Genomic DNA, 26,218 nt, shown 5'->3' with positions numbered 1-26,218 from the left:
GCTCGACGGCCATGAGCAGACGCAAAAGCGTGCCGGCCAGCGGCCGCCACCTATGGATGAACACGCCTGAAGGAAACCGATCAGAGCTCGCGGATCGAGATCCTGATCAACACAGTTGCTACAGGGACGCACTTGCGGCGTGTCTCGCGAGCGGTGAGGGCGCCGCGCGCTCGACCAGAGGTGAAGATCGCCAAGCGCTCGCGACACGCACATGCGAGCGTCGCTACTCGATTGCTCAATCCCGCGAGCGGTGAGGGCCGCGCCCTCGACCAGACTTGAGGATCGCAAGCCATCGCGATACGCGCGATACGCACGATGCAGTCGTCGCTACTTGGCACCTCGCTGCCCGACGGCCACCGCACGGTCTTGGTGCATTACTGCACGAAAGCCGGGAATGGGACGATGCCAGCGGTACTGCAGTGCCCCTCGAAAAGCCACGGGCCTCCCGCACAAACCGACTATTTTTCAATCACTTGTATGCCGTGACGCCACGGTGAATAAGTTGGCACGGTGATTGCGTAGCACTCACGTGCAGGTGCAACGGCGTGCCTGCAACAACACGTATACGGTGCAGCGGTTCAACGGCGACCCGCACGCATCCAGGACAACGGCGTCCTTCCGGTTTACCGGAGGGGCGCCGTTTTTTTTGGCCATCGCACTCGAAGAGGTCTCCATGCAGCGCTCGTTCTGGCGATCCGGGCACACGCCCACCTTGTTCGCATCCTTCCTGTATTTCGACCTGAGCTTCATGGTGTGGTATCTGCTGGGACCACTGCAGGTGCCGATTGCGCAATCCCTGGGGCTGGACACGCAGCAGCGCGCCCTGATGGTGGCGGTGCCTATCCTGTGCGGCGCGCTATTGCGCCTGGTGCTGGGCATGTTTGCCGACCGCATCGGGGCAAAGCGTGTCGGCGTGATGGCGCAGCTTGCCGTGATCGCGGCCTTGTTCGGTGCCTGGCAGTTGGGCGTGCACAGCATGGGCCAGGTGCTGCTGCTGGGCGTGTTGCTCGGTATCGCCGGCGCTTCGTTTGCGGTGGCATTGCCGTTGGCATCGCGCTGGTATCCGCCCGAGCATCAGGGTACTGCGATGGGCATTGCCGGTGCCGGCAATTCCGGCACGGTGCTGGCGGCATTGTTCGCACCGATGCTGGCGGCAGCGTTCGGCTATCAGAACGTGTTCGGGCTGGCGTGCATCCCGTTGGTGCTGACGCTGATCGTGTTTGCCTCCATCGCCAAGGAGGCGCCCACGCCAGTGGCACGCAAGCAGTGGTCCGACTATGGGCGCGTGCTGGTGGGCAACCGCGACGCGTGGCGCTTCATGTTTTTCTACGCGATCACCTTTGGCGGATTCTCCGGCTTTGCCAGCGCGCTGCCGGGCTACTTCCACGACCAGTTCGACTTCGATGCGCGTACCGCCGGCTGGGCGACCGCGGCCTGCGTGCTGGCCGGGTCGGTGATGCGGCCGCTGGGCGGGGTGATTGCCGACCGCGTCGGCGGTACCCGCGCCTTGCTGGCGGTGTATCTGCTAGTGGCCACGCTGGTGGGCATTGCCGGGTTTGGTGCAGGCGGCGCCACCATCACGCTGGCGTTGTTCGTGCTGACGTTGCTATGCCTGGGCGCCGGTAATGGCGCGGTATTCCAGCTGGTGCCGCAGCGGTTTGGCCAGGAGATCGGCGTGATGACCGGGTTGATCGGCATGGCCGGCGGCATCGGCGGCTTTGCACTTGCCGCCGGGTTGGGCGTGCTCAAGCAGCACACCGGCAGCTACGCCCTGGGCATGTGGCTGTTTGCCGCGTTCGCACTCGGCGGCTGGGGCTTGCTGGCTGGCGTGAAGACCCAGTGGCGCAGCGAATGGTCCACCGCCGGCGCGGCACGCGTCTGACATGTCGACAGGAATCCAGGCAATGAAGCAACCCAGATTGGTCGTCATCGGCAACGGCATGGCCGGCATCCGCACGGTGGAAGAACTGCTCAAGCTGATGCCGGGCATGTACCACATCACCGTGTTCGGCGCCGAGCCGCATCCCAACTACAACCGCATCCTGCTTTCACCGGTGCTGGCCGGCGAGCAGGAGTTCGACGATATCGTGTTGAACCCGCTGCAGTGGTACCGCGACAACGGCATCCAGCTGCATCTGAACACCGAAGTCACGCGCATCGACCGGGTGCGCCGCCGCGTGATTGCCGCCGATGGCACCGAGGCCGAATACGACCGGTTGTTGATCGCCACCGGCTCGGTCCCGTTCGTGCTGCCGGTTCCGGGCAATGACTTGAAAGGCGTCATCGGGTATCGCGATATCCAGGACACCCGCACCATGATCGACACCGCGCGCACGAAGCAGCATGCGGTGGTGATCGGCGGCGGGCTGCTGGGCCTTGAGGCGGCCAATGGCCTGAAGCTGCGCGGCATGGACGTCACTGTGGTGCATCTGGCCGGCTGGTTGCTGGAGCGCCAGCTCGACCCGGTGGCCGGTAATCTGTTGCAGCAGGCGCTGCGTGCACGCGGGCTGGAGTTCCGCCTCAACACCGCCACCAGCGCGTTGCTGGGCAATGCGCAGGGCGAAGTGATCGGGGTCAGGTTTGCCGATGGCAGCGAGATTCCGGCCGATCTGGTGGTGATGGCCGCCGGCATCCGCCCCAATACGCGGCTGGCCGAAGAGGCCGGCATCCACTGCTCGCGCGGCATCGTGGTCAACGACAGCCTGCAGAGCTTCGACCCGCGGGTGTATGCGGTGGGCGAGTGCGCCAACCATCGCGGCATTGCCTACGGCCTGGTGGCGCCGTTGTTCGAGCAGGCCAAGGTGTGTGCGAACCATCTGGCGCAGTTCGGCATCGGCATCTATCGCGGCTCGGTGGCCTCGACCAAGCTCAAAGTCACCGGTATCGATCTGTTCTCTGCAGGCGATTTCATGGGCGGCGATGGCTGCGAAGAGATCGTGCTGTCCGACCCGGCCGGCGGCGTCTACAAGAAGCTGGTGATCCGCGACGACGTACTGGTGGGTGCGTGCCTGTACGGCGACACCAGCGATGGCGGCTGGTACTTCAAGTTGCTCAAGGACGGCACGCCGATCCAGGCGCAGCGCGACCAGTTGATCTTCGGCGAGAGCGCGTTGGGCGACGCCGGCACCGGCGGACAGGACCGCGCCAGCGTGATGGCCGACAGCGACGAGGTCTGCGGCTGCAACGGCGTGTGCAAGGGCACGATCGTCAAAGCCATCAGCGAGCAGGGGTTGTTCACCGTCGATGAAGTGAAAAAGCACACCAAGGCGGCCAGCTCCTGCGGTTCGTGCACCGGCTTGGTCGAGCAGATCCTGATGAATTGCCTGGGCTCCAACTTCCAGGAAACCCCGAAGACCAAGGCCGTGTGCGCGTGTACCGACCTGAGTCATGGCGAGGTGCGTCGCGCCATCCGCGAGCACAAGCTGCTCACCCATGCGCAGGCCTACGCCTTCATGGAATGGCGCACGCCCAACGGCTGCGCCACCTGCCGGCCGGCGATCAACTACTACATGCTCTCGACCTGGCCGCATGAAGCCATCGACGACCCGCAATCGCGTTTCATCAACGAGCGTGCGCACGCCAACATCCAGAAGGACGGCACGTTCTCGGTCATTCCGCAGATGAAGGGCGGAGTGACCAATGCGGGCGAGCTGCGCCGCATTGCCGATGTGGCCGACAAATACGCCGTGCCGATGGTCAAGGTCACCGGCGGCCAGCGCATCGATCTGCTCGGGGTCAAGAAGGAAGATCTGGTGAACGTGTGGCGCGATCTGGGCATGCCTTCCGGTCACGCCTACGGCAAGTCGATCCGCACGGTGAAAACCTGCGTGGGCAGCGAGTTCTGCCGCTTCGGCACGCAGAACAGCACGCAGATGGGCATCGACCTGGAAACCATGCTGGCCAACATGTGGAGCCCGCACAAGGTGAAGCTGGCGGTGTCCGGTTGCCCGCGCAACTGCGCCGAATCCGGCATCAAGGACGTGGGCATCATCGCGGTGGATTCGGGCTGGGAACTGCATGTTGGCGGTAACGGCGGCATCAAGACCGAGGTGGCGCGCTTCCTGGTCAAGGTGAGCACCGCCGAGGAAGTGCGCGAATACACCGGCGCCTTTCTGCAGCTGTATCGCGAGCAGGCCTATTACCTGGACCGCACCGTGCACTACATCGCGCGCGTCGGCCTGGATTACATCCGCGCGCAGGTGGTGGACGACGCGGCCAACCGGCGTGCGCTGTACGAGCGGCTGCTGTACTCGCTCGAAGGCCTGGTCGACCCGTGGAAGGCACGCATCGCCGGCGAGCGCCGGCAGGAATATCAACCGCTACGCATTGCCGCGCCGGCCGCCACGGTGGAGGAATGAACATGCCGCACGACGCATGGGTGCGCGTGTGCGCCTTGCAGGACTTGCCGACGCTGGGCGCGCGCGTGCTGGAGGTCGAGGGCCTGCCGCCGATCGCCATCTTCCGCACCGCCAGCGACCAGGTGTTCGCGTTGCGCGACCGCTGCCCGCACAAGGGTGGGCCGCTGTCGCAAGGCATCGTGGCCGGCGACACCGTGACCTGCCCGCTGCACGGCTGGGCGATCGCGCTGCAGAGCGGGCAGGCCTGCGCACCGGACGTGGGCTGCGCGCCGCGCTACCCGATCAAGGTGGAGGCCGACGCGGTGTGGATCGTGCTGCAGGCGGTGGCGCAGCCGGACGCCGTTGCCGAGCCGGCCGCATGAGCGAAGGCCTGCAGCCGCCGTCGCCCGCCACCGCAGCCCTGCCGCAAGGGGCTGCGCCGATGCATCGCATCACGCGCTCGACCTGTTGCTACTGCGGGGTGGGCTGCGGTGTGCTGATCCACAGCGAGCACGACGCCGATGGCGAACGCATCGTCGGGATCGAAGGCGACCCGCTGCATCCTGCCAACCGCGGGCGTCTGTGCAGCAAGGGCCTGGCGCTGCCGCAGACGGTGGCGAGCACGCAGGGGCGGGTTGTCGCGCCGGAGCTGCGCCGTCATCGGCAGGCTCCGCGTGCACCGGTGAGCTGGGATCAGGCGCTGCAGCATGTCAGCAGCAAGCTGGCGGCGATCGTGCAGGAGCATGGCCCCGATGCCGTGGCGTTCTATCTGTCCGGGCAGTTGCTCACCGAGGACTACTACGTCTTCAACAAGCTGGCCAAGGGCCTGCTCGGCACCAACAATATCGACACCAATTCGCGCCTGTGCATGTCCAGCGCGGTCGCCGGTTACAAGCTTGCGCTCGGCGCCGATGGCCCACCGACCTGCTACGACGATCTGGAGCTGGCACAGACGGTGCTGTTTGCCGGCAGCAACATGGCGTACGCGCATCCGGTGCTATTTCGTCGGCTCGAAGACGCGCGCGCACGCAACCCGGACATCCGCTGGATCGTGATCGACCCGCGGCGCACCGATACCGCGGCCATGGCCGACCTGCACCTGGCCATCGAACCCGGCACCGACGTCGCCTTGTTCAACGGCATGCTGCACCACATGATCTGGGAGGGTCTGGTGGATGCGCATTTCGTTGCGGCGCATACCGATCAGTTCGATGCCCTCAAGCGAATGCTGCGCGAATACACCCCGCGCATGAGCGCCGAGATTTGCGGGATCTCGCACGAGGACCTGGTGCAGGCGGCCGAGTGGTTCGGGCGCAGCCCGGCGGCGTTGTCGCTGTATTGCATGGGCTTGAATCAGTCGGCGCACGGCACCGACAAGAATCTGGCGTTGATCAACCTGCATCTGGCTACGGCACAGATCGGCAAGCCCGGCGCCGGGCCGTTCTCGTTGACCGGCCAGCCCAATGCGATGGGCGGGCGCGAAGTGGGCGGCATGGCCACGATGCTGGCCGCCCATCGCGAGATCGGCAATGCCGAGCATCGCGCGGAGGTGGAACACCTGTGGGGCGTGCCGGCCGGGCGCATCTCGCCGAACCCCGGCACACCGGCGGTGCAGTTGTTCGAGCGCCTGCGTGCCGGCACGCTGAAGGCGGTGTGGATCGTCTGCACCAACCCCGTGCATTCGATGCCGGAGGTGGCCGGCATCCGCGCTGCGCTGGAACAGGCCGAGCTGGTGATCGTACAGGACGCGTTTTCCGGCACCGACACCGTGCCGTATGCCGACGTCCTGCTGCCGGCGGCCAGCTGGGGCGAAAAGGACGGCACGGTGACCAACTCCGAACGCCGCATCACCCGCGTGCGCAAGGCCGTGGAGCCGCCGGGCCAGGCGCGTGCGGACTGGTGGATCGCCAACGAAGTCGCGCGACGGCTGGAAGCCCGGCTGGCGCCGGCAACCGGCGCGGGGCTGTTCGCATTCGACAGCACCGCGCAGATCTTCGATGAGCACCGTACGTTGACGGTGGGGCGCGATCTGGACATCGGCGGGCTGGATTACCCGCAACTGGACAACGGCCCGCAGCAATGGCCGTTTCCTGCCGGCGCTGCGCATGGGCAGGCACGACGCTATGCCGATGGCGTGTTCGCCACTGCCAATGGCCGCGCGCAGTTCCATGCAACACCGTATCGCAAGGTGGCCGAAGCCACCTCGGCGCGCTTTCCGATGCGCCTGCTCACCGGCCGCCTGCGCGACCAATGGCATGGCATGTCGCGCACCGGTCGCGTAGCCGCCGCCTATGCACACAGCCCCGAGCCAGCGCTACGCATGCACCCGGACGATGCCGCACGGCGCGGGCTGGTGGCGGGCGAGCTGGTGCAGGTGGCCAGCAAGCGCGGGGCGCTGGTGCTGCCGCTGGAACTGTCCGACGAATTGCGCTCCGGCACGGTGTTTGCGGCAATGCACTGGAGCGGGCAGGCGCTGTCCAGCGGCGGCATCAACGAGGTCAGCACGCCAGCGGTGGATGCGCGCTCGCAGCAGCCCGAGCTCAAGCATGCGGCGGTGCGGGTGGAAAAGGCGGTGTTCGGCTGGCATCTGCTGGCCGCACGCCGTGGCGATGCGTTGGCGCTGCACCAGGCGCTGCAACCGCTGCTGCGCGAGTGCGGCTATGCCAGCCTGCGCCTGCATGCCGAAGCGCCGAGCGAGGGTGGCGGCGAATGGGCGGTCCTGCATGCTGCCTGCGAGCGCGCACCCGAGACGGCGTGGATCGAGCGCCTGGTGGCGGCGCTGCAACTGCCGGCCGGCGCCGACCTGCTGGAATACCGCGATCTGCGCCGTGGGCTGATGCGCCGGGTTGGCTGGCGAACCCAGGACGGGCACAGCCATATCGATGGCCTGTTGCTCACCGCAGCCCAGCCCAGTGACGCCAACCAGGCACTGCTGGCCACCGCATTGGCCGGCAAGCCGTGGCGCGCGGCGCGGCTGGCGGTATTCGCGCAGACACCTGTCGCGCCCAGCGACCCGATCGTCTGCACCTGCATGAATGTTGCGGCGTCGGCAATCCTTGCCGCCATCGACGACGGCGCCGATGTGGCGCAGCTCAAGCAACGGCTCGGCTGCGGCACCGTCTGCGGCTCGTGTGTTCCGCAACTGACCCGGCTGTGCCGGGAACCGCGGCTGGCCTGATGCACCTCTACCCTCCACACACTGCGAGATCCCTTATGTCCGTCATTCCTTCCTGCGCGCGTGATGTGGTGTTGTTGTCCGCCGGCCCCGGCGATCTGGACCTGCTGACCATCAAGGCGGTCAAGGCACTGGCCTCGGCACAGGTGCTGCTGCTCGACGACCTGGCCAACCCCGACATCGTGGAGCTGGCACCGCAGGCGCGGGTGATCCGCGTGGGCAAGCGCGGCGGTTGCCGCTCCACGCCGCAGGAGTTCATCTGCCGGCTGATGCGGCGGTATGCGATGCAGGGATTGCGCGTGGTGCGGGTCAAGGGCGGCGACGCGTTATTGTTTGGCCGCGCCGGCGAAGAGATCGGTTTCTTGCGCCGCGCCGGCGTGGGCGTGCAGGTGATCAACGGGGTGAGCGCGGCGTTTGCGGCAGCGGCGGCGCTGGACATCTCGCTGACCCATCGCAGTCACTGCCACGGCATCAGCTTCGTCACGGCGCACACCCACGACCATGGCGAGCCGAACTGGGGCGCGCTCGCTGCCAGCGGCACCACGCTGGGCATCTACATGGGCTTGCGCCGTGCCGATGCCGTGGCCACGGCATTACTGGCGCATCTGCCGGCCAGCACGCCGGCCGCCATCGTGCAGGCGGCAACGCGGCCGGAACAACAACGCCGGCTCACCACGCTGGGAGAGCTCGGCGTCACCGCCGCCGCCATGCTGCCGGGCCTGCCGACCTTGCTGCTCGTGGGAGAGGCGCTGTCCGAGGCGTCTGCCGCTTGCGACGACCGCCTTGCATCGATGCCGGAGCAGGCCGTTGGCTGAGCGGTGCGGGCACCGCAGGCGCGATGCTGCAAGGTTGTTGCAGGGCCCGTGCTCGCCCACCGTCGCGCAACGCGCTGCATGTGCGTCCCTATAAGCTCCATGGCGCTATCCATGCCGCCAAGGGTCCCGCGACGGTGGTCAGCCTAGGGCCAGTCACATGATCGGTGCGCAGAGCCTTCGAAGAGCGGCCAGCGACGCGGCGTCTTCGCTCGTCCCCGACGCGGGTGCAGTGAGGGCCGGTCGATCACCGCGCCCGTGCGTGGCTACGACCCGGCACGCCATCGCCGCATTGGTGGTTGCGAGCCTCGGCTCACGCTAGCGGCGCGCCAGCACGCGCTTTGCCCAGCGCAGCGCGACCCGCTCGTAAAGCATGTGATACGCCACGCCCAGCAACAGCGCAGCGGCCACGCTCAGTAGCAGATTCACCGGCCAGCTCGCCAGCGCACCGAGGCGCCGGGTGGCACGCGCCACCAGCGACATCAGCGGCATGTGCACCAGGTAGATGGCGTAGGACGCATTGCCGAGCAACAGCAGCGCTGGGCCCACGCGCAGCCAGCCGCGCCATTCCGCACGCACCAGTACCACCAGGGCACCGGCCACTGCCAGGCCGAACAGCGGCGAATGGGCGCGCTGTAGCCCGCTGCCGACGAAGCACCACAGCGCCACCACCGCGATCGCACCGCCGGCCCACGCCGGCCAGCGTGCAGTGCCGAGCGTTGCCCGTGCAGCCAACAGGCCGAACACGAACTCCAGCGTGATCGGGTGCAGCAGCAACGCGCGCCAGGATAGATCGACGGGCTGCTCGAACGGCGCACCGGCAACATGATGGACCGCGACGAGCGCGGCCCATGCCAGCGCGCAGCGCAGCGGGTAGCCGCTGCGAAAGAACAGCCACGCCAGCGCATAGAACATCAGCTCGTAACTCAGCGTCCACGCAACGCCCAACGCGGATTGGCCGTGTACCGGCAGCAGGCTGAGCGTGGCCAGCCAGGACCAGCCCATCTCGCCGCTGTCCCAGGCCGGACGCAGCGTGTAGGCCAACGCCAGCGCAAGGCCGACCGGCCAGTACGGCAGATAGATCCGGGTGAGGCGGCTGCTGGCGTAGTCGCGACTCCAGCCCGGCGTTTGGGGACTGGCGTGGTTGACGTAATAGAGGATGAAGCCGGACAGCACGAAGAAGAAATCCACGCCCAGATAGCCGTGCGCCAGCACGGCGGCCACGGCAGCCGGCAACGGCTCCACCAGATGCGTGGTCGGCAGCACGCTATGACTGAGCACCACCAGCAGCGCGGCCAGTGCGCGCCCGGCCTGCAGGACGCGGATGGTGGGGCGGGCGGGAATGGACACCATCGCGGGCGGCAGCGCAGGGGCGGGAGGCCCGCCTGCGGTCAGGCAACCGGCACGGCAGCGTTGCCGAACATGTCGGCCTGTTCGGCGCGCAGACGATCGATCAGACGGTGCCCGGGAAGCTGCACATCGTCGTAGCTGAGCACCTGGTCCTTGCGCACCGCATGGCGCAGCACGCAGCCTTCGGCCACGCCCATCGGCAGCAGCCGCGCCCCCGCGGTGAGGTCGGCACGCTCGCATTGGCCGTAGCTCATGTACCCGCCCAGCCCGTCGATGATCTCGCCCGCGGCAAGGTCGCGCTTGGCGGTGGCGACCACCTCGACCAGCGGCGCCCCCAGCGGCTGCAACACCGCATCGCCCATCAACACCACGCGCGCGACCGACAACGGCACCTCGAAATGGCACAGGTGATACGGCGTGTAGAAGCTGTACAGCGGACCCTCGCCGAGCTTGTAGAGATTGAGATAGTGCCGCTGCCTGGCATCGTCGTGGCTGGCCAGCACGAACACGCCCGGCGAGGGCAGGGCGCCGACCACGTAATCCACCGCGCCTCCGGCCGCGCGCAAGGCGTCGATGTCGTAGCGCTTGGTCAGCTCGTCGACATGCCCGCGGTGCGTGTAGCCGGTCATGCCACGCTGCAGGATCGACATGCCGGTGCCATTGGCCACGATGGCCTGTTCGAAGCTGATCTTGGTGCCGTCGGCGAAACTGGTCACCATGTGCGGGTCCTGCCCCCACTGCGCCGCAAATGCAGCCTGCGTGGCCGGGGTGCGATACGGGTCCTGCAGTCCCTTGATGTTGCCGCACAGCAGCGGGGTCAGGCCGATCGAGCGCACGAAGCGGTACAGGTTCATCTGTACGCCCGGCTGATCGCCATCGCAGGCACTGAAGATCACCCCGGCCGCGTCGGCCTTGCGTTTGAGCAGCGGGCCGACGGTGCCATCGAGCTCGGCATTCATCGTGACCACATGGCGGCCGTTGGCGATCGCCCCCAGGCTGATGCGGGCGCCGTAGTCGATGGCGCCGGTGGCATCGATCAGGCAATCCAGGCTGGCGCATTCGTAGACCAGCGCCGGGTCGTCGGTGACGGCCGGGATGCCGGCAGCGATCTGGCGCTGCAAGGCGCTGGCGCCATCGACCCGCTGCGCCTGTTGGCCGGCTTGCCGATAGGCCTCCAGCGCCTTGTCCACGCTGCGGTTGCAGATCACCGCCACGCGCATGCCCGGCACTGCCTGGGCGATCTGGTTGACCAGCCCGCGCGCCATGAAACCGGCGCCGTACAACCCCACTTGCAACGGGCGCCCGGCAGCGGCACGCGCCTGCAACAAGCGATCGACGTTCATGCGCGCTCCTGCGCGGTGAGCCCGGCCAGCAGGGGAATGCCGTGGGCCTGCGCATCGAAGTCCGGCCAGCCGGTGTCCTTGTCGGAGACGCACTGCGGTACGCGCGGCCAGCGCATGCCGATGCGCGCATCGTCCCAGCGCAGCCCGCGCTCGGCCTGTGGGGCATACATGGCACTGGCGAAGTACAGCGCTTCGGTCTGCGGCTGCAGGGTGATGAAGCCGTGCGCGAAGCCGCGCGGCACATACAGCGCCAGACGGTTGTCGGCACTGAGCTCGGTGCCGTACCACTGCAGATAGGTGGGCGAATCCGGGCGCAGGTCGACGATGGCATCCCACAGCGCCCCGCTGATGCAGCGCACGATCTTGACCTCGGCCGCAGGCGGCAACTGGTAGTGCATGCCGCGCAAGGTGCCGGCTTCGGCATTGAACGAGTTGTTGACCTGGACGAACGCAGAGGCCAGACCGGCCTGCGCCATTTCGTCGCTGCAGAACACCCGTGCAAACCAGCCGCGCGCATCGCCGCGCGGTTCCGGCGCAATCACGAACGCACCTGCCAGCGGCGTGGGGTGGAAGATCATGCCGCCGCCCTCAGGTCCGGGGCCAGCGTGCCCGCGTCGACCAACTGCTGCAGGATCCGCAGCCGAATGAAATCCGAGTTGCGGCGGAAGTCGCGATCATCAAAGCCGGCACGCTGCAGGTCGTCGCGCAGTTCGGTGATGGTGGAGCGCAGTGTCTCCTGCGGCTGATGCGCAGGCGCCAACCGTTCGAACAGGGAGAAATCCACCCGGTACGACCGGTTGTCTGCCGGTGCGTCGGCGCAGATCGACACGCTTGCGCTGGGGAATGCCACGCCCACGGCCTGGGCGAGATCGCGGATCTGCACGTTCCACCGCTGCGCGCCCGCATTGACGAACAGGAACTGCCCGCCGTTGTCCGGTGCGCGACGCGATGCCCAGTCGATGGCACGTGCCATGTCGCGTACGTGGATCAATGGCCGCCACGGCGAGCCGTCCGAAAGCACCTCGACGCTGCCGTTGGCCACCGCACCGGCGACGAAATCGTTGAGCACCAGGTCCAGCCGCAGCCGTGGCGACGCGCCGCATGCAGTGGCAAAGCGCAGGCAGGTGATCACCATGCGGGTGTCCAGGCGCGCGAGCGCACGTTCGGTGTCGATCTTGGAGTGCGCGTAGGCGGTCAGCGGCGCGACATCGCTGCGCTCCGACCGCGGCGTGCCATCGGCTGCTGCGCCATACACGCTGCAGCTGGACGCGAACACGAAGTGACCCACGCCCGCCTGCGCGGCGGCCTCGGCCACGGCGACGCTGGCACGGCAGTTGATCGCATCGGTGACCTGCTCGAAGCGCTTGCCCATCGCATCGTTGGAGATCGCCGCCAGATGCACCACCGCGTCGAACCCGCGCAGCTGCTGCGCATCGAGATCACGCACGTCGCCGAACCATTGCTGGTCCAGCACCACTTCCGGCAGCCGCCGCGGGTCGGACAGGCAGTGCGCAAACCAGCCGCGGTCGATGCCGACCAGCCAGGCCTGTGGATAGCGCTGACGTAGGTGCGCGGCCACGACCGGGCCGATATAGCCCATGTTGCCGGTGATCAGAATGCGCATGCTTACTCCCACACGCGCCAGGGCGCGCGATTGGTGGACCAGAGGGTTTCCAGATGGTTGCGGTCGCGCAAGGTGTCCATGGGCTGCCAGAACCCGTCGTGGCGATACACGCTCAACTGGTTGCGGTCGACCAGCGCTTCCAGCGGGCTGTTTTCCCAGACCGTGCTGTCGTCCTCGATCACGTCGATCACTTGCGGGTCGAGCACGAAGAAGCCCCCGTTGATCAGTCCATCGCCGTCGACCGGCTTCTCGCGGAAACCGGTCACCTGCCCACCGTCCACGCGCAGTGCGCCGAAGCGCCCCGGTGGCTGCACGGCGGTGACCGTGGCCAGCCGTCCTTCGCGGTGATGCAGCGCGATGGCCGCACCGATGTCGATGTCAGCCACGCCGTCGCCATAGGTCATGCAGAACGCCGATTCGCCGCGCAGATGCTCACGCACCCGACGCAGGCGCCCGCCGGTCATGGTCTGCGCGCCGGTGTCCACCAGCGTCACCCGCCACGGCTCGGCGCGGGTGTTGTGCAAGGTGGTGGTATTGCTGCCGAGGTCGCAGGTCACGTCCGATTCGCGCATGTGGTAGTTCATGAAGAAATCCTTGACCACCTCGCCGCGATAGCCCAGACAGACGATGAAATCCTGGATGCCGTGATGGGCGTAGATCTTCATGATGTGCCAGAGGATCGGCTTGCCGCCGATCTCCACCATGGGCTTGGGGCGGATGGCGGTTTCCTCGGAAAGGCGCGTGCCCAGCCCGCCCGCAAGAATCACTGCTTTCATTGCTGATCCCTCGATCTGAACACATACGACGCTGCGGTCACGCGGTCATGCTCATCGCCAGCGTCGGCGGGGAGGCGGCGTGCTCGGCCATGGCGGCCAGACTGTCGAGCAGGGCGATGCGCTCGGCCAGCAACGGTGGGCGCGGCAACTGCAGGGTGTCGAGCACCTGCGCCCAGCGGTGTGCCCAATCGTGCCGGCGCAGTGACTGCACCGTGTTGTGGACGCGCGCCCGTGCAAGGCGGTCGGTCTGCTGTTCCAGCTCCTGCAGGAAGGCGCCAATGTCGTCCAGTGCCGGCGACAGCTCGATCACCGCGTCCTCCCAATCGAAGAACTGGCCGAACTCCGGGCAGCGTTGCGCCGAGCCGACGATCACGGCGCCGCCGGCCGCGCCTTCGAAATACCGCGTGGCCAACGCCTGCTTTTGCACGCCCTTGAAGGCCCCTGCCGTATCCACGGTGAAGTCGTGTGCCATGAAGAACTTGGCGCGTTTGATCATCGCCGCGGACTGCAAGCGATGCGCAGACCAGTCCGGCACCGCGCCGCCGCGCAGTGCATCGTGCAGGTAGAAGAACTCCGGGTGTGCCCGCGCATGGTCGAGCAGTTGCGCATGCACCTGGGGCATGCGCCGCCCGATGCTCAGCACATCGATGCAGCGCTGCGGCGGCCGTGGCACGGGGGTGGCCAGCACGGTGTCGCAGGCACTGGCAAGAAACGACACCGGCGTGCGGGTGTACTGCTGCAGTGCATCCACGCAACTGGCATTGAGCACGAACACGTGATCGAACTGATCCAGCACCTGCAGCTCGGCTTTCTGCGCGTGCAGCAGTTCCGGCCAGGTCTCCAGCAGGTACACCGCACGCAGCTGGCAGCGTTGATGCCAGCCATCGATGCGCGCGAGCGTGCTCAACTCCTTGGGAAACTGGCACACGTAGAAGAACAGGTCGTAGTCACGGTCGAGCTGCTGCGGTTGCGCATTGGACAGGGCAGGGCGGCCGCTCAAACGCCGCAGCGCGGACACACTGCGATACGCAAGCTCGTTGACCAGGTACGACACGCTCGGAGTGACGCCGCGTCCGCTTGTATAGTCCGCTGCCGGCGGACACAGCAGCTGCGCATGCTCCAGGCTGCGGACGACGTTGAGCAATGCATACGCCTGTCCATTGAATGCTTCTGGCCAGGCCTGGTAGTTGGAGGCCAGCAAGACCGAACGCAGTGCGTCCATTGAAACTCCTTTGACCCATGCACATCCGAACCGTGCGACCGATGGTCGCGCTCGGGTGGGGTGGACGTGCATGTGTCGGATGCGGCGGGGGAGGCCACTCAAAAACCGCGGTAAATCGTGGCGAAACGCACATCGATAGTAGGGGCTGATCGTGAGAGGCCGGTGAGAACGGTCACAACAACCCGCGCAGTGCGCCGGGTCGCTACACTGGCCCGCCGTCGAACGAGCGTAGTCATGCATGACGTCGAATGCATCGTGGTGGGCGCAGGCGTCGTCGGGCTCGCTATCGCACGTTGCCTTGCAGTGCAGGGCCACACGGTGCTGGTGCTGGAGTCGGAAGCGGCCATCGGTACGGGCACCAGTGCGCGCAGCAGCGAGGTGATACATGCTGGTCTGTACTATCGGCCCGGTTCGTTGAAGGCACGGTTGTGCGTCCGCGGCCATGCCTTGCTCTATACGTACTGCGCGCATCGCAACGTGCCGCACCGACGCTGCGGAAAGCTCGTCGTCGCCTGCGATCACGCACAGCAGCAACAACTTGATCGCCTGCAGCACAATGCGGCGCTCAGTCATGCCCCTGCATTGATTCCGCTCAGCGCTGCCCAGCTCCGCGCCCGCGAGCCCGCACTGCAGTGCGTCGCTGCGCTGGAATCGCAGAGCACCGGCATCGTCGACAGCCATGCGCTGATGCTGGCATTGCAGGGTGATGCACAGGCGCACGGCACCACCTTCGCGTTACGCACGGCGGTGCAGCGCGTCGAACCGGTGGCGCAGGGAGTGCGCGTGGTGATTGCCGACGATGCTGCCACCTCGCTCAGCTGCCGCTGGTTGATCAATGCGGCCGGTCATGGCGCGCCATCGCTGGCCGCGACGATCGCGGGCCTGCCCGCGCACGCGCAGGTGCAGGCGTTCTTTGCCAAGGGCAGCTATTTCACCCTGGCCGGGCGGGCTCCATTCCGGCAGCTGATCTATCCGCTGCCCGAGCCGGGTGGGCTGGGCGTGCATCTCACCCTCGACCTGCACGGCCGGGCGCGTTTCGGCCCGGACGTGGAATGGGTGGCGCAACCGGACTACCGTTGCGCACCGGCGCCGGCGGCCGCGTTTGTCGCTGCCATCCGCCGGTACTGGCCAGGCCTGCCGGACGATGCCCTGCAGCCCGGCTACTGCGGCGTGCGCCCGAAGATCCACGGGCCGGCGCTTGCGGACGCGGACTTCCGTATTGATGGACCGGCACGGCACGGCATTCCTGGCCTGGTCAACTTGTTCGGCATCGAATCGCCGGGTCTGACCGCGTGCCTGAGCATCGCCGAACATGTGCTGGCGCTGCTGCAGGAACACCCGGCTCCCGTCGACACACCTCCGACCGACCTAAAGGTGGGCGCCGCATGTATCTGATCCAGCTGCTGCTGCCGCTGACCGATAACCAGCGCCAGCCGTTTGCATCGAGCCTGTTCGACCGTGTCCACAGCGAGCTGGCCGAGCGCTTCGGCGGCATCACCGCCTACACCCGGGCGCCGGTGAGCGGGGCCTGGCGGGAAGATGGCGCGCAGTTGGTGCGCGACGACCTGGTGATCTACGAGGTCATGGCCGACACGCTCGATACAGCGTGGTGGCACAGCTATCGTGCCGAGCTGGAACGGCGCTTTCGGCAGGACCAGCTGATCGTCCGCGCGCATGACGTCGCCTTGCTTTAGCGGCGCCAGAGACCTCGGAGTGATGCCGTCCGGGTTGGGCTGGTAGCGCTACCTGCCTTTGCACCGCAATGGGTCCGGCGCAGATCGGTCAGGTGTGCAAGATTTGCACAGCGAGCGCAGCGGTTTTTTCCTGCCTGTGTCCGCCCTGCCCCCGCCGGGCCTGGTGTTTCGGGTTGGCACGATTGTTGCGGTAAGCCCATTACCCAATGACGTACCCGAAGCATCGAGAGGAGGCACAGTGGAAGACGGTCAGAACAGTACTCGTAGCCGGCGCGGCTTTGCCGCATTGGACCCGGAAAAGCGCCGCCTGCTGGCCAGCAGCGGTGGCAAGGCCGCGCATGCCAGCGGCAATGCGCACGAATTTACCAGCGACGAGGCACGCGAAGCAGGTCGGAAGGGCGGCCAGGCGGTGAGCCGCGATCGCGATCATATGTCGCGTATCGGCAGCAAGGGCGGGCGCTCCAAGCAGGCCAAGCCACAGGAAGAATCCGCGTAACCCCCGCAGCGGCATGCGAGGGCATGCCGGCGCGGCACGTGGAATGCAGGCCCTTCGCCATGGGGCGTGGGGCCTGCTGCGTTTTGCGAGCGTCGCTGGATGCGGGCTTGCTAGACAATCGATTGCACGCCACTTGCCTCGACAGCACCCATCGGGATGCCGCAGCAAACGCGGCGGCGATAACCGCCTGATCCGAAACGTGCCGATCAGCCGAGCGGAAATTTTTGCAGCCCTTCAACCGCACGCCATCGATTGCAGGGAAAAATTTCGCTGTTGGGCGTACACGGGGCGCCCGGTCGGCAGAATTTGCAGGGGACGTGGACGAGCGCCTTGCGTACGCGGCGAGAGTGTTGACGATGCAGGTGGTGTGATCAGCCGCGACCACGCACGGTGCCAAGCGCAACGCATCTTGCCCCGGGTCTGAAGCTCACGCTCCCGACGCCCACGCTGGTCAAGCCGGCGGTTACCACGTGAGCTGCGCTTCCACGCACGCAGCTGCTCTTCCATGTCAACAGCGTGTGCAAGCGCCACGCAATGTTCACTTCAAGCAGCCGCATCTTTCATGCGCCGCAGGCCAGGCTGAAGCCATCGCACACCAACAGGAGATTGCACATGGCCGAACCCAAAGAGAATTTGATGGACTGGCTGCGCGACGCGCATGCCATGGAGCAGCAGGCCGAGCAGATGCTCAAGGCCCAGGCCGCGCGTATCGAGCACTACCCCAAGCTCAAGGCGCGTATCGAGCAGCATCTGGAAGAGACCCTGGGACAGCAGCGCCTGGTCGAGTCCTGTATCGAACGTCTCGGCGGCTCGCCGTCGGTGATCAAGGACACCATGGGCAAGATGGCTGCCTTTGGCCAGGCCATGGGCGGCATGACCACCTCCGACGAGATCGTGAAAGGAGCAATGGCGAGCTACGTGTTCGAGAACCTGGAGATCGCGACCTACACCGCGCTGCTGGGTGCAGCAAAGACGGTGGGCGACATCGAGACCCAGCGCGTGTGCGAGCAGATCCTGCCGCAGGAGCAGGCCATGTCCGACTGGCTGCTGGCGCATCTGCCCGAGCTGACCGAAGAATTCCTGGTCCGCGATGCCACACCGGGCGTCACTGCCAAGAAGTGAACCTGGTCTGCCGATGTCAACGGCTGCCCGATGGGCCCCGCACGGCGGGGCCTTTTTTTGTTTCTGCAGTGCAAGCGCTTACCCTAGCGCCCTCTCTGGCAATGGTTTTACGTATGACTGCGCATTCCGGCTATCCGATCGGCACCCCCGGCCACGCCTGGGGCGAGGGCGAACGCAACGCATGGCGCGCCCGTCAGCGCGTGCAGCGCAGTTACAGGGACGAGGTTGTGCGTCCGATCGAGGGCTTGGCCGACCGCTACGAACTGATTCCCTACGGCACTCTCGTTGCCGAACAAACCCGGTACCCGTTGCTGGCGCTGCGCAGCGCCCGCTGGGACCCGCGCCTGCCGTGCGCGCTGGTGACCGGCGGCGTGCATGGCTATGAGACGAGCGGGGTCCGCGGCGCACTGCAGTTCCTGCAGCAGCGCGCAGCCGATTACGCGGGCACATGCAATCTGCTGGTCGCGCCCTGCGTCAATCCCTGGGGCTACGAGCGGATCCAGCGCTGGAACGCAGAGGCAGTCGACCCCAATCGCGCGTTCCGCGCCAACAGCCCGGCCGCGGAATCGGCGGCACTGATGCAACTGGTGGCGGCCACCGCCGGCACGATGCTGGTGCATATCGATCTGCATGAGACCACCAACAGCGACGAGAGCGAGTTCCGTCCTGCGCTGGCGGCACGCGACGGCGTGGCATTCGTGCCTGGCAGCATCCCCGATGGTTTCTATCTGGTCGGCGACAGCGAAGACCCGCAGCCCGCCTTTCAGCAGGCGGTGATCGCTGCGGTGGGGCAGGTGACGCATATTGCGCCGGCCGATGCGCAAGGCCAGCTTATCGGCACGCCGGTGGCCAGCCATGGCGTCATCCATTACCCGGTGCGGCGTCTGGGCCTGTGTGCGGGAGTCACGAACGCACGCTATCGCACCACCACCGAAGTCTATCCGGACAGCCCGCGCGCCACGCCTGCACAATGCAATACGGCGCAGGTGACGGCCGTCTGCGCCGCGCTGGAGTATGCGCTGCAACATCGCTAAGCGACCTGCGCCGGCACGTCGCGTTCAACCTGCCGCCTTGGCGCGGAACTGAGGTGGCCCGGGCCACGGCAGGGGCGCCGCATGCGCACCAGGCACGCAGGTCAGGGCAGCCGGCGACGTGCGCTGGCCTCCTGCACATAGGCGGCGACCAGGTGGGCTTCCATTGGCTTGGACAGCAGGTAGCCCTGCGCTTCATCGCAGCCCCAACTGCGCAGCAGCGCGATCTCGTCGGCATGCTCGATACCTTCGGCAACGGTGCGGTATCCCAGGGCGCTGGCCAGCCGTACCACTGCTTCGGCGCGCATCTGCATGCCGGCCTTGGTGGCGATGCCGGTGACCAGCGACCGATCCAGCTTGAGCACATTGACCGGCAGTTCGGTGAGATAGCCAAAATTGCTGTAGCCCGTACCGAAGTCGTCGATCGCCACGCTGACCCCGGCGTCGCGCAAGGCGCGCAGGCGTGGCACGGCCTCCACATTGCTGCGCAACCAGCGCCCTTCGGTGATTTCCAGCTCGATCCGCGTGGTCGGAATGCCGAGGTCGTTGCAGCGGTTGATCACGTCCGCGGCCAGATTGATGTTGCCGAAATCGCGCGAAGACAGGTTGATCGAGATGCAGAAATCCAGCCCCTGGGTGCGCCATTGCGCCAACTGCGTCAGGGCGCTCTCGATCACCCAGTTGGTGACCGTGCACATCAGCGCGGTCTTTTCGAACAGCGGGATGAATTCATCCGGGCCAATCGGTCCAAGACTGGCGTGATGCCAGCGCAGCAGCGCCTCGAAACCGATCACCGACAGGTTTTCCAGATCGATACGCGGCTGGAACACCAACCGGAAGTCGCCGGCGCCCAGCGCCTTTTCCGCATCCAGCGCCAGGCGGTACGAACGTTGGATGGCGTCGTCCTGCGAGGCGCTGTACCAGCACACCACGGCATGGTTGTTGATCGCATCGCCCAGCGACACCAGGCCCTTGCGCATGACATCGTTGGTGTCCGGCTGCTGGGGTGCGAAGCGCACCACGCCGGCATGGAAGGTCAGCGACATCGGTACGCCGGCCGCGTCCACTGGTTTGTGCAGCATGTCGCGCAGGTCCAGCAGCAGGTCCTCCATTTCGTCGGGCGCGGAGTTCAGAAGGAAGAACGCAAAGCGCATCGGCGCGACGTGGTAGACCGTGGCCTTGCCACGCAGCGCACGGGTCAGCACGAAGCTGGCATGCCGGATCAATTCTTCCAGGGGCTGCATCCCGAGTGCCTGACGCGCCTCATTGGCAGCCTGCGTGTCGTAGACCTCGATGAAGGCGGCGATGGTCGGCACTGCATGGCTGCCGAAGGCGAGCGCATCCAGATCCGATTGCAGCTGACGCGCATTGAGCAGGCCGCTATGCGGCTCGCGGCGGCCGGCACCGAATTGCAGTTCCAGCTGCGCGGCTGCCACGTTGGCAAACATCAGCAGCTGTTGATGCTCCTGACTGGCCAGCCTGCGTTCGCGTGTATCGATCACGCACAAGGCGCCGGTGATCCCGGCTTGCGGCGCGCCGACCTGCACGCAGGCGATGAAACGTGCGGGAAGACCCGGGAATGCCGCATCGCCGAGCTGGATCGGCGCGAGCGCCGCGTGTTCGATGAGTTCGAAGACGCCATTGGCCGACGCCGGCACACGCTCACACAGGGCCATGGCTTGTTCGACGTGGCTGGTGCTGATGCCGCGCGCCGCAAGAACCCGCATGCGGCCGCCTTCGGTGATGGTCAACGCGGCGGCCGGCGCTACCAGTGCATGGCACACCAGCCGTGCAATCTGCTCCAACGGTTCCATTCCGCCAAGATCGATTGGCACACCTGACCAGTCGAACTGGCGGTCCTGCGTTTTGTCGTCCAGAGCAAGCGTCATGTCGTCAGGTTCCGTGTTGAAGATCACACACTGCATGGCTACTAGAAACAAACCGAGGTCATCGATGAGTGACGACCTGCGCCGTCACCTTCCATCACGCACCGCTCACCCATTGCCCCGAGCGCATGGAGTAACAAGCGCGACCGCGGTATGCGATTAGTAATTTAAAGGGCCGCGGACGAATGCGATATACCAATAACGCATCGGACAATCGGCGTCGACCATGGCAGTGGTCATATCGATCCAAACGGACTCAGGCAGATAATCCGTGTCGCTGCTGTATTGCAGTGCGAGATGATTCCAAAACCACGTCGACATATAGCTCGGCTCGCTTCCACTCGCGTTATTCTAATGAGCTCGCTTGATGCATCCAGCCAGAGCTGCGCGCCAGCCGTATGGTTCGGGCCGCAAACTACCAACAACTCCGAGAAAAGGGCCTCCCCAAGAAGATTTCTCGCTCGCGCTTCCCGACGCATCACATCCAAGCGGGCAGATGCAAACTGGTTCGCAGATTATATCCGCGCAACAGATGAGTTTGAGGTTATTGATATTCGTCACGGTTACGTCGACGCGGATCACCTATTAATCTGCGCAGTCGATTGACCAGGATTGGTATTAATCATTATCGGCCTCAAGCGAATGAGCTGAAGCGGCTCACGCTTTCACCATCTCGATCGTTAGTTCATTCGTCTTCGGGGGCGCGTGCGCGCGTGCACGCAACTTCTTAGCGCGGCTATCAGGGGGAATCAGGATGAATCGTGCATTTGCGCTTGTCTGGAACGCGGCCATCGGCAATTGGGTGGTCACGCATGAATTGGTACGGCGGCGACGTAAACCTGGATCCACACGCCGTGCATTGCCGAGCCTGGTCATTCTTGCGGTGGGGGCCGCCGCGCCGGCGCTGGCCTGGGGGGCGTGTACACCGGCCCTGCCTGCGGCGGGCGCAACCATCACCTGCACGGGGCTGGCGCTCACCGGCAATGCGTTTGCGAGCAGCGCGAACAACCTCACCGTCAATGTGGCCTCCGGTACGCAGATGACCGCCGGTTTGCTCGGTGGCACCGCCATCGCACTGAACGGCACCAACGCAACGCTCAACAACAGCGGTTCGATCGATCCGTCCGTGCTCGGCCTGCTGTCGGTGTTGAGCAGCGGCGTCACCATGGGCAATGCGACGTCCACGTCGGTGGTGGCCAACAATCTTGTCGGCGGCAGCATCTATGGCACAGGAAGCCTGCTGGGAGCGAACCTGCTCAATCTCGACGGCATGGCGCTGGGCCTCACCTCGGCCAACAACGGTGTCGTGCAGATCAACAATGCTGGCCTGATCAGCAACCGCCCGCTGCTCAACCTGTCGGTGCTGGGGGCAGATACGCCGGTGATTGCAGTCACGGGCGGCGGAACCGTCAACGCGGTCAACACCGGCACCATCGAGGGGCGCGTCGGCTTTCAGAGTTCGGCCATAGGCAACAGTTTCGTCAATGCCGGCACCATCACCGGTAGCGTGTCGATGGGTGCCAACAGCACCAACACCTTCACCGCAGTCACCGGCGGCAGCATCGGTAATGGCGGTGGCCTGGCGCTGGAATTGCTGGGCCCCAGCGGCCTGCTGAGTTTTGCGCGCACCGGTGTCGTGGACGGTGGTGCCGGTGGCACCAATACATTGATCCTGCAGAACGCCGTCACCGGGACCGGCAGTGGCACCACCGGCGCCGGCACCGTCAGCACGGATCAGTACATCAATTTCGGCAGCCTGCGCGTCAACAGCGGTACCTGGACCTTGGGCGGTGCAAGCAACTTCGGTAGCAGCGCGCTCAATGGTGGCGTCCTGCAATTTTCGACACCGGCGCAGCTCGGTACCGCGATCACTGCCAATGGCGGCACCTTGGAATCCACTGCCGCCGGCCTGACCCTGGCGCCCGCCGGTGGCATCACCCTCGCTGCCGGCGGCCTGACGGTGCGGGGCAGCAATGCCCTCACCATCGGCAGCACGCTGGCCGGTGTCGGTGCACTGACCAAGACCGGGACCGGCGGACTGACTCTGACTGGGACCAACACCTTCAGCGGCGGCGTCAACCTGGGTGCCGGCGCAGTGACCGTTGCCAACAACAGCGCGTTGGGAACCGGCACCGTGACCGCAGCCGGTGGCAGCCTGGTGGCCGGCACCGCCCTCAACCTGCCGAACGCGGTCGTGCTCAATGCCGCGCTGGGCATCGGCGGTACGAACAACGTGCGCCTGGGAGGCGCCATCAGTGGAACCGGAGCACTGAACAAGACCGGCACGGGCACGCTGACCCTCGGCGGGACCAACACCTATGCCGGCGGCACCACCCTGAGTGCCGGCACGACCGTGCTGGAAACCGCCGGCGCACTCGGCACCGGCACCGTCACTGCGGCAGGCGGGCTGCTGGATACGACGGCGCCATTGACCTTGGGCAATACATTCGCGCTGAACAGCTCCCTGGGGCTGGGCGCCAGCGGCAATGCGCTCACCTTGAACGGCACGCTTGCAGGGACGGGCGGCCTCACCAAGACCGGCACCGGCGCACTCACGCTCAATGCTGCAAACACCTATACGGGCGGTACCACGCTCGCCGCCGGCACCTTGCAGGTGGGCAATGCAGCTGCACTGGGTACCGGTGCGTTGAATGTCACCGGTGCCTCCAACCTGAGCACCAGTGCACCGCTGACCCTGAGCAACGCCGTCAACCTGTCCGGGCCCTTGAGCTGGACCGGCGCCCAGGCCCTGACGTTGGGCGGTGTCATCAACGGAAGCGGCAGCCTGATCAAGAGCGGCGCAGGTGATCTCACGCTGTCCAACACCAATGGCTACACCGGTGGCACCACGCTGAGCAGTGGGCGCTTGGTAGTCGGTAACAATGCCGCGCTCGGCACCGGCACCCTCACTGCCAGCGGCGGCGTGCTCGATGCAGCGGCTGCGGCCACGCTCGGCAATGCCATCGCACTGACCGGCAGCGTAGGTGTAGGCAGCAATGGCACCGCCCTGAATCTGGCTGGCACCATCAGCGGCACCGGTACATTGAACAAGCTCGGCACCGGCAGCCTTACCGTGGGAGGGCTGAACACTTATAGCGGCGGCACCACCCTCAGCGCCGGCACCTTGCAGCTCACCAATGGCAACGCGTTGGGCAGTGGCGCACTGAACGTGACCGGCAATGCCAACTTGCAGGGCACCACGCCGACGGTGCTGAGCAATGCGATCACGCTCGCCACGGGCGCGCTGACGCTCGACGGCGCGCAGGCGCTGACATTGAACGGCGACATTACCGGTGCCGGCAGCCTGGTCAAATCCGGAAGCGGCGATCTCACCCTGAGCGGCACCAATGCGTACACCGGCGGCACCACGCTGAGCGCGGGCAAGCTCACCATCGGCAGCAACAGCGCCCTGGGTGTCGGCGCGCTCACCGCCGCGGCGGGAACCACGCTGGATACCCTTGCAGTCAGCACGCTCGCCAACGCCATTGCACTGACCGGCTTGGTCAACATCGCGGGCAGTAATGCACTCTCACTCACTGGCGACATCACCGGCGTCGGCAGCCTGGACAAGCTCGGCCCCGCCAGCCTCACCCTGGCCGGCAACAACAGTTATGCCGGTGGCACGCGTCTGACCGCCGGCAGCCTGCTGCTGGGCAGCGATGCAGCGCTGGGCACCGGAACCTTGACCGTTGCCGGCGGCCTGCTGGATGGCACGGCCGCGCGCACGCTCGCCAACAGCGTGGTGCTGGATGCCGATCTGCTGCTCGGCGGCAGCCAGGATCTTTCGCTCACCGGGCTTGTCAGTGGTGCCGGCGGTCTGGTCAAGAACGGCAACGCGACGCTCACGCTCACCGGTACCAACACGTTTGCCGGCGGTGTGGATCTCAACGCGGGGGCACTGCTGATCGGCACGGGCGCCGCCTTGGGCAGCGGCGCGTTGACCGCAGCCGATGGCACGCAGCTGCAGGCCACGACGGCCACCACGGTAGGCAACGACGTCACCTTGAACGGCGCGCTGTCGCTCAACGGCAACAACGCCCTCGACCTGAGCGGCACCGTGAGCGGTGCAGGCAGCCTGATCAAACAGGGCACCGGCGCACTGACGCTGACCGGCAATAACCTCTACACCGGCGGCACCGCGTTGAACGCCGGCGCCCTGGTGCTCGGCAGCAACACCGCGCTCGGCACCGGGGCACTCACCGCAGCCGATGGCGCGCAACTCACTGCGGGCACGGCGCTCAGTCTGCAGAATGCGCTCACGGTGAACGGCGCACTCGGCATCGACGGTGAGAACCTGACACTCAACGGCGTCATCGATGGTGCAGGAAGCCTGGTCAAAAGCGGCACCCAGACCCTCACCCTCAACGGCGCCAATACCTGGGGCGGCGGCCTGCAGCTGCAATCCGGCGGGCTGGTGGCAGGCAGCGATGCGGCGTTGGGCATCGGCACGCTGACGGCGGCCGGTGGCACCACGCTGGATGCAAGCACTTCGGTGAACCTGGCAAACGCGCTTGTGTTGAACGGCGCGTTGCGCTTGCCCGGCACCCAGGACATCGCATTGAACGGAGTGATCGGCGGTGCCGGGAGTCTCGACAAGCAAGGCGCGGCGACATTGACCCTGGGCAATGCCAATACGTTCAGCGGTGGCGTCACGCTGGATGCAGGCCGGCTGGTGCTCGGCAACGCGGCGGCCCTGGGTGCGGGCGGCCTGCTGGTCGGCGGGCCAGCGCAACTGGACACCACGGCGGCGCTGACTGTGGGCAACGCGGTGCAGTTGGATGACCAGCTCAGCCTGGACGGCAGCAACGACCTGACCTTTAGCGGTGTGGTCAGCGGGACCGGCGCCCTGATCAAGAACGGCGCCACCACCTTGTCGCTCACGGCCGGCAACAGCTACAGCGGGGGCACCACACTCACCGCCGGCACCATTGCGGTTGGCGCAGACACCGCGCTGGGCACCGGCAGCCTGTCGGTTACCGGGAACGCGGTGTTGAGCAATGCCATTGCCGTGGCGCTGGGCAATGGCATCGATCTGGGTGCGGCACTCACCGTCGACAACGCAGCGGACATGCTGGCCAGCGGCACGATCAGCGGTGCGGGCGGCCTAACCAAGACCGGTCTGGGCATCTTGACCCTAAGTGGCAACAATACCTACACCGGCCCGCTCGCGATCCAGACCGGCACGCTGGTGGCCAGCACGGCCGCCTCGCTCGGAAACGCCAGCACGGTCGATGTGGCCGCTGGCGCGTCGTTGAACCTGACCAGTGGCGGCTTGATCAACGCCCTCAGCGGCGCCGGCAGCGTCGATACCGATGCCGGCGCCACCTTGCAGCTGGGCAGTGGCGACTTC

General features: G+C 66.3%; 18 protein-coding genes. 11 read left to right on the top strand and 7 right to left on the bottom strand.

Going from position 1 to position 26,218, the window contains the following annotated elements; all coding sequences use genetic code 11:
• Nucleotides 1–712: 712 nt before the first annotated feature.
• The 5 genes from OZ10_RS08180 (at nucleotide 713) to cobA (ending at nucleotide 8,327) form a co-directional block, all read left to right on the top strand.
• A complete protein-coding gene (locus OZ10_RS08180) occupies nucleotides 713–1,882 on the top strand; it encodes a nitrate/nitrite transporter (RefSeq protein ID WP_202902990.1) in 1,170 nt (389 codons plus the stop codon).
• Nucleotides 1,883–1,940: 58 nt separating this feature from the next.
• Nucleotides 1,941–4,358, top strand: coding sequence for a nitrite reductase large subunit NirB (gene nirB / locus OZ10_RS08175; protein ID WP_228888391.1), 2,418 nt, complete (start codon nucleotides 1,941–1,943; stop codon nucleotides 4,356–4,358).
• Nucleotides 4,355–4,720, top strand: a complete 366-nt coding sequence (gene nirD / locus OZ10_RS08170) for a nitrite reductase small subunit NirD (protein WP_039403747.1) — start codon at nucleotides 4,355–4,357, stop codon at nucleotides 4,718–4,720. The genes nirB and nirD overlap by 4 nt, the downstream gene beginning before the upstream one ends.
• Nucleotides 4,717–7,515 (top strand): nitrate reductase, encoded by a 2,799-nt coding sequence (locus OZ10_RS08165; RefSeq protein WP_039564454.1) that lies wholly within the window; start codon nucleotides 4,717–4,719, stop codon nucleotides 7,513–7,515. The genes nirD and OZ10_RS08165 overlap by 4 nt, the downstream gene beginning before the upstream one ends.
• Nucleotides 7,516–7,580: 65 nt before the next feature.
• Nucleotides 7,581–8,327, top strand: a complete 747-nt coding sequence (gene cobA, locus OZ10_RS08160) for a uroporphyrinogen-III C-methyltransferase (protein WP_202902989.1) — start codon at nucleotides 7,581–7,583, stop codon at nucleotides 8,325–8,327.
• A gap of 315 nt (nucleotides 8,328–8,642) precedes the next feature.
• On the opposite strand, the gene OZ10_RS08155 is transcribed toward cobA, so the two are convergent.
• Genes OZ10_RS08155 through OZ10_RS08130 form a run of 6 tightly spaced genes read right to left on the bottom strand, consistent with a single transcriptional unit; the run spans nucleotide 8,643 to nucleotide 14,639 of the window.
• A complete protein-coding gene (locus tag OZ10_RS08155; protein ID WP_039564453.1) occupies nucleotides 8,643–9,677 on the bottom strand; it encodes an acyltransferase family protein in 1,035 nt (344 codons plus the stop codon).
• Nucleotides 9,678–9,715: 38 nt separating this feature from the next.
• A complete protein-coding gene (locus tag OZ10_RS08150) occupies nucleotides 9,716–11,017 on the bottom strand; it encodes an NAD(P)H-dependent oxidoreductase (RefSeq protein WP_039564452.1) in 1,302 nt (433 codons plus the stop codon).
• Nucleotides 11,014–11,595, bottom strand: coding sequence for a dTDP-4-dehydrorhamnose 3,5-epimerase (gene rfbC / locus OZ10_RS08145; protein WP_039564451.1), 582 nt, complete (start codon nucleotides 11,593–11,595; stop codon nucleotides 11,014–11,016). Before rfbC ends, OZ10_RS08150 begins: the two co-directional genes overlap by 4 nt.
• Nucleotides 11,592–12,641 (bottom strand): NAD-dependent epimerase/dehydratase family protein, encoded by a 1,050-nt coding sequence (locus tag OZ10_RS08140; RefSeq protein WP_039564450.1) that lies wholly within the window; start codon nucleotides 12,639–12,641, stop codon nucleotides 11,592–11,594. The genes rfbC and OZ10_RS08140 overlap by 4 nt, the downstream gene beginning before the upstream one ends.
• 2 nt (nucleotides 12,642–12,643) lie before the next feature.
• Nucleotides 12,644–13,417, bottom strand: a complete 774-nt coding sequence (gene rfbF / locus OZ10_RS08135) for a glucose-1-phosphate cytidylyltransferase (protein ID WP_039411362.1) — start codon at nucleotides 13,415–13,417, stop codon at nucleotides 12,644–12,646.
• Nucleotides 13,418–13,454: 37 nt separating this feature from the next.
• Entirely contained in the window at nucleotides 13,455–14,639 is a 1,185-nt protein-coding gene (locus OZ10_RS08130; RefSeq protein ID WP_039564449.1) for a glycosyltransferase family protein, read from the bottom strand.
• A 234-nt stretch (nucleotides 14,640–14,873) separates the two neighbouring features.
• On the opposite strand from OZ10_RS08130, the gene OZ10_RS08125 reads away from it, so the two are divergent.
• The 5 genes from OZ10_RS08125 (at nucleotide 14,874) to OZ10_RS08105 (ending at nucleotide 18,985) form a co-directional block, all read left to right on the top strand.
• Nucleotides 14,874–16,034, top strand: coding sequence for an NAD(P)/FAD-dependent oxidoreductase (locus OZ10_RS08125; protein WP_052209990.1), 1,161 nt, complete (start codon nucleotides 14,874–14,876; stop codon nucleotides 16,032–16,034).
• On the top strand, nucleotides 16,025–16,333 hold the full coding sequence (locus tag OZ10_RS08120; RefSeq protein ID WP_039564448.1) for a hypothetical protein: 309 nt from the start codon (nucleotides 16,025–16,027) through the stop codon (nucleotides 16,331–16,333). Before OZ10_RS08125 ends, OZ10_RS08120 begins: the two co-directional genes overlap by 10 nt.
• A 238-nt stretch (nucleotides 16,334–16,571) precedes the next feature.
• Entirely contained in the window at nucleotides 16,572–16,829 is a 258-nt protein-coding gene (locus OZ10_RS08115) for a KGG domain-containing protein (protein ID WP_039411372.1), read from the top strand.
• Nucleotides 16,830–17,441: 612 nt separating this feature from the next.
• Nucleotides 17,442–17,951 carry a ferritin-like domain-containing protein gene (locus tag OZ10_RS08110; RefSeq protein ID WP_039411375.1) on the top strand — a complete coding sequence of 170 codons (510 nt, stop codon included), beginning with the start codon at nucleotides 17,442–17,444 and terminating at the stop codon, nucleotides 17,949–17,951.
• 113 nt (nucleotides 17,952–18,064) lie between these two features.
• On the top strand, nucleotides 18,065–18,985 hold the full coding sequence (locus tag OZ10_RS08105) for a M14 family metallopeptidase (RefSeq protein ID WP_039564446.1): 921 nt from the start codon (nucleotides 18,065–18,067) through the stop codon (nucleotides 18,983–18,985).
• Between the two features lie 101 nt (nucleotides 18,986–19,086).
• On the opposite strand, the gene OZ10_RS08100 is transcribed toward OZ10_RS08105, so the two are convergent.
• Nucleotides 19,087–20,898, bottom strand: coding sequence for an EAL domain-containing protein (locus OZ10_RS08100; protein ID WP_039564457.1), 1,812 nt, complete (start codon nucleotides 20,896–20,898; stop codon nucleotides 19,087–19,089).
• Nucleotides 20,899–21,622: 724 nt separating this feature from the next.
• Here OZ10_RS08100 and OZ10_RS08095 point away from each other — a divergent pair.
• Nucleotides 21,623–26,218 (top strand): autotransporter-associated beta strand repeat-containing protein (locus tag OZ10_RS08095; protein WP_039564444.1); only part of this gene is annotated, 4,596 nt, incomplete at its 3' end.

The organism is Xanthomonas cannabis pv. cannabis (genome assembly GCF_000802365.1).
Classification (GTDB): Bacteria; Pseudomonadota; Gammaproteobacteria; order Xanthomonadales; family Xanthomonadaceae; genus Xanthomonas; species Xanthomonas cannabis.
Note: the sequence above shows the minus strand (reverse complement) of the source record. Positions and strands in the feature narration are given on the sequence as shown.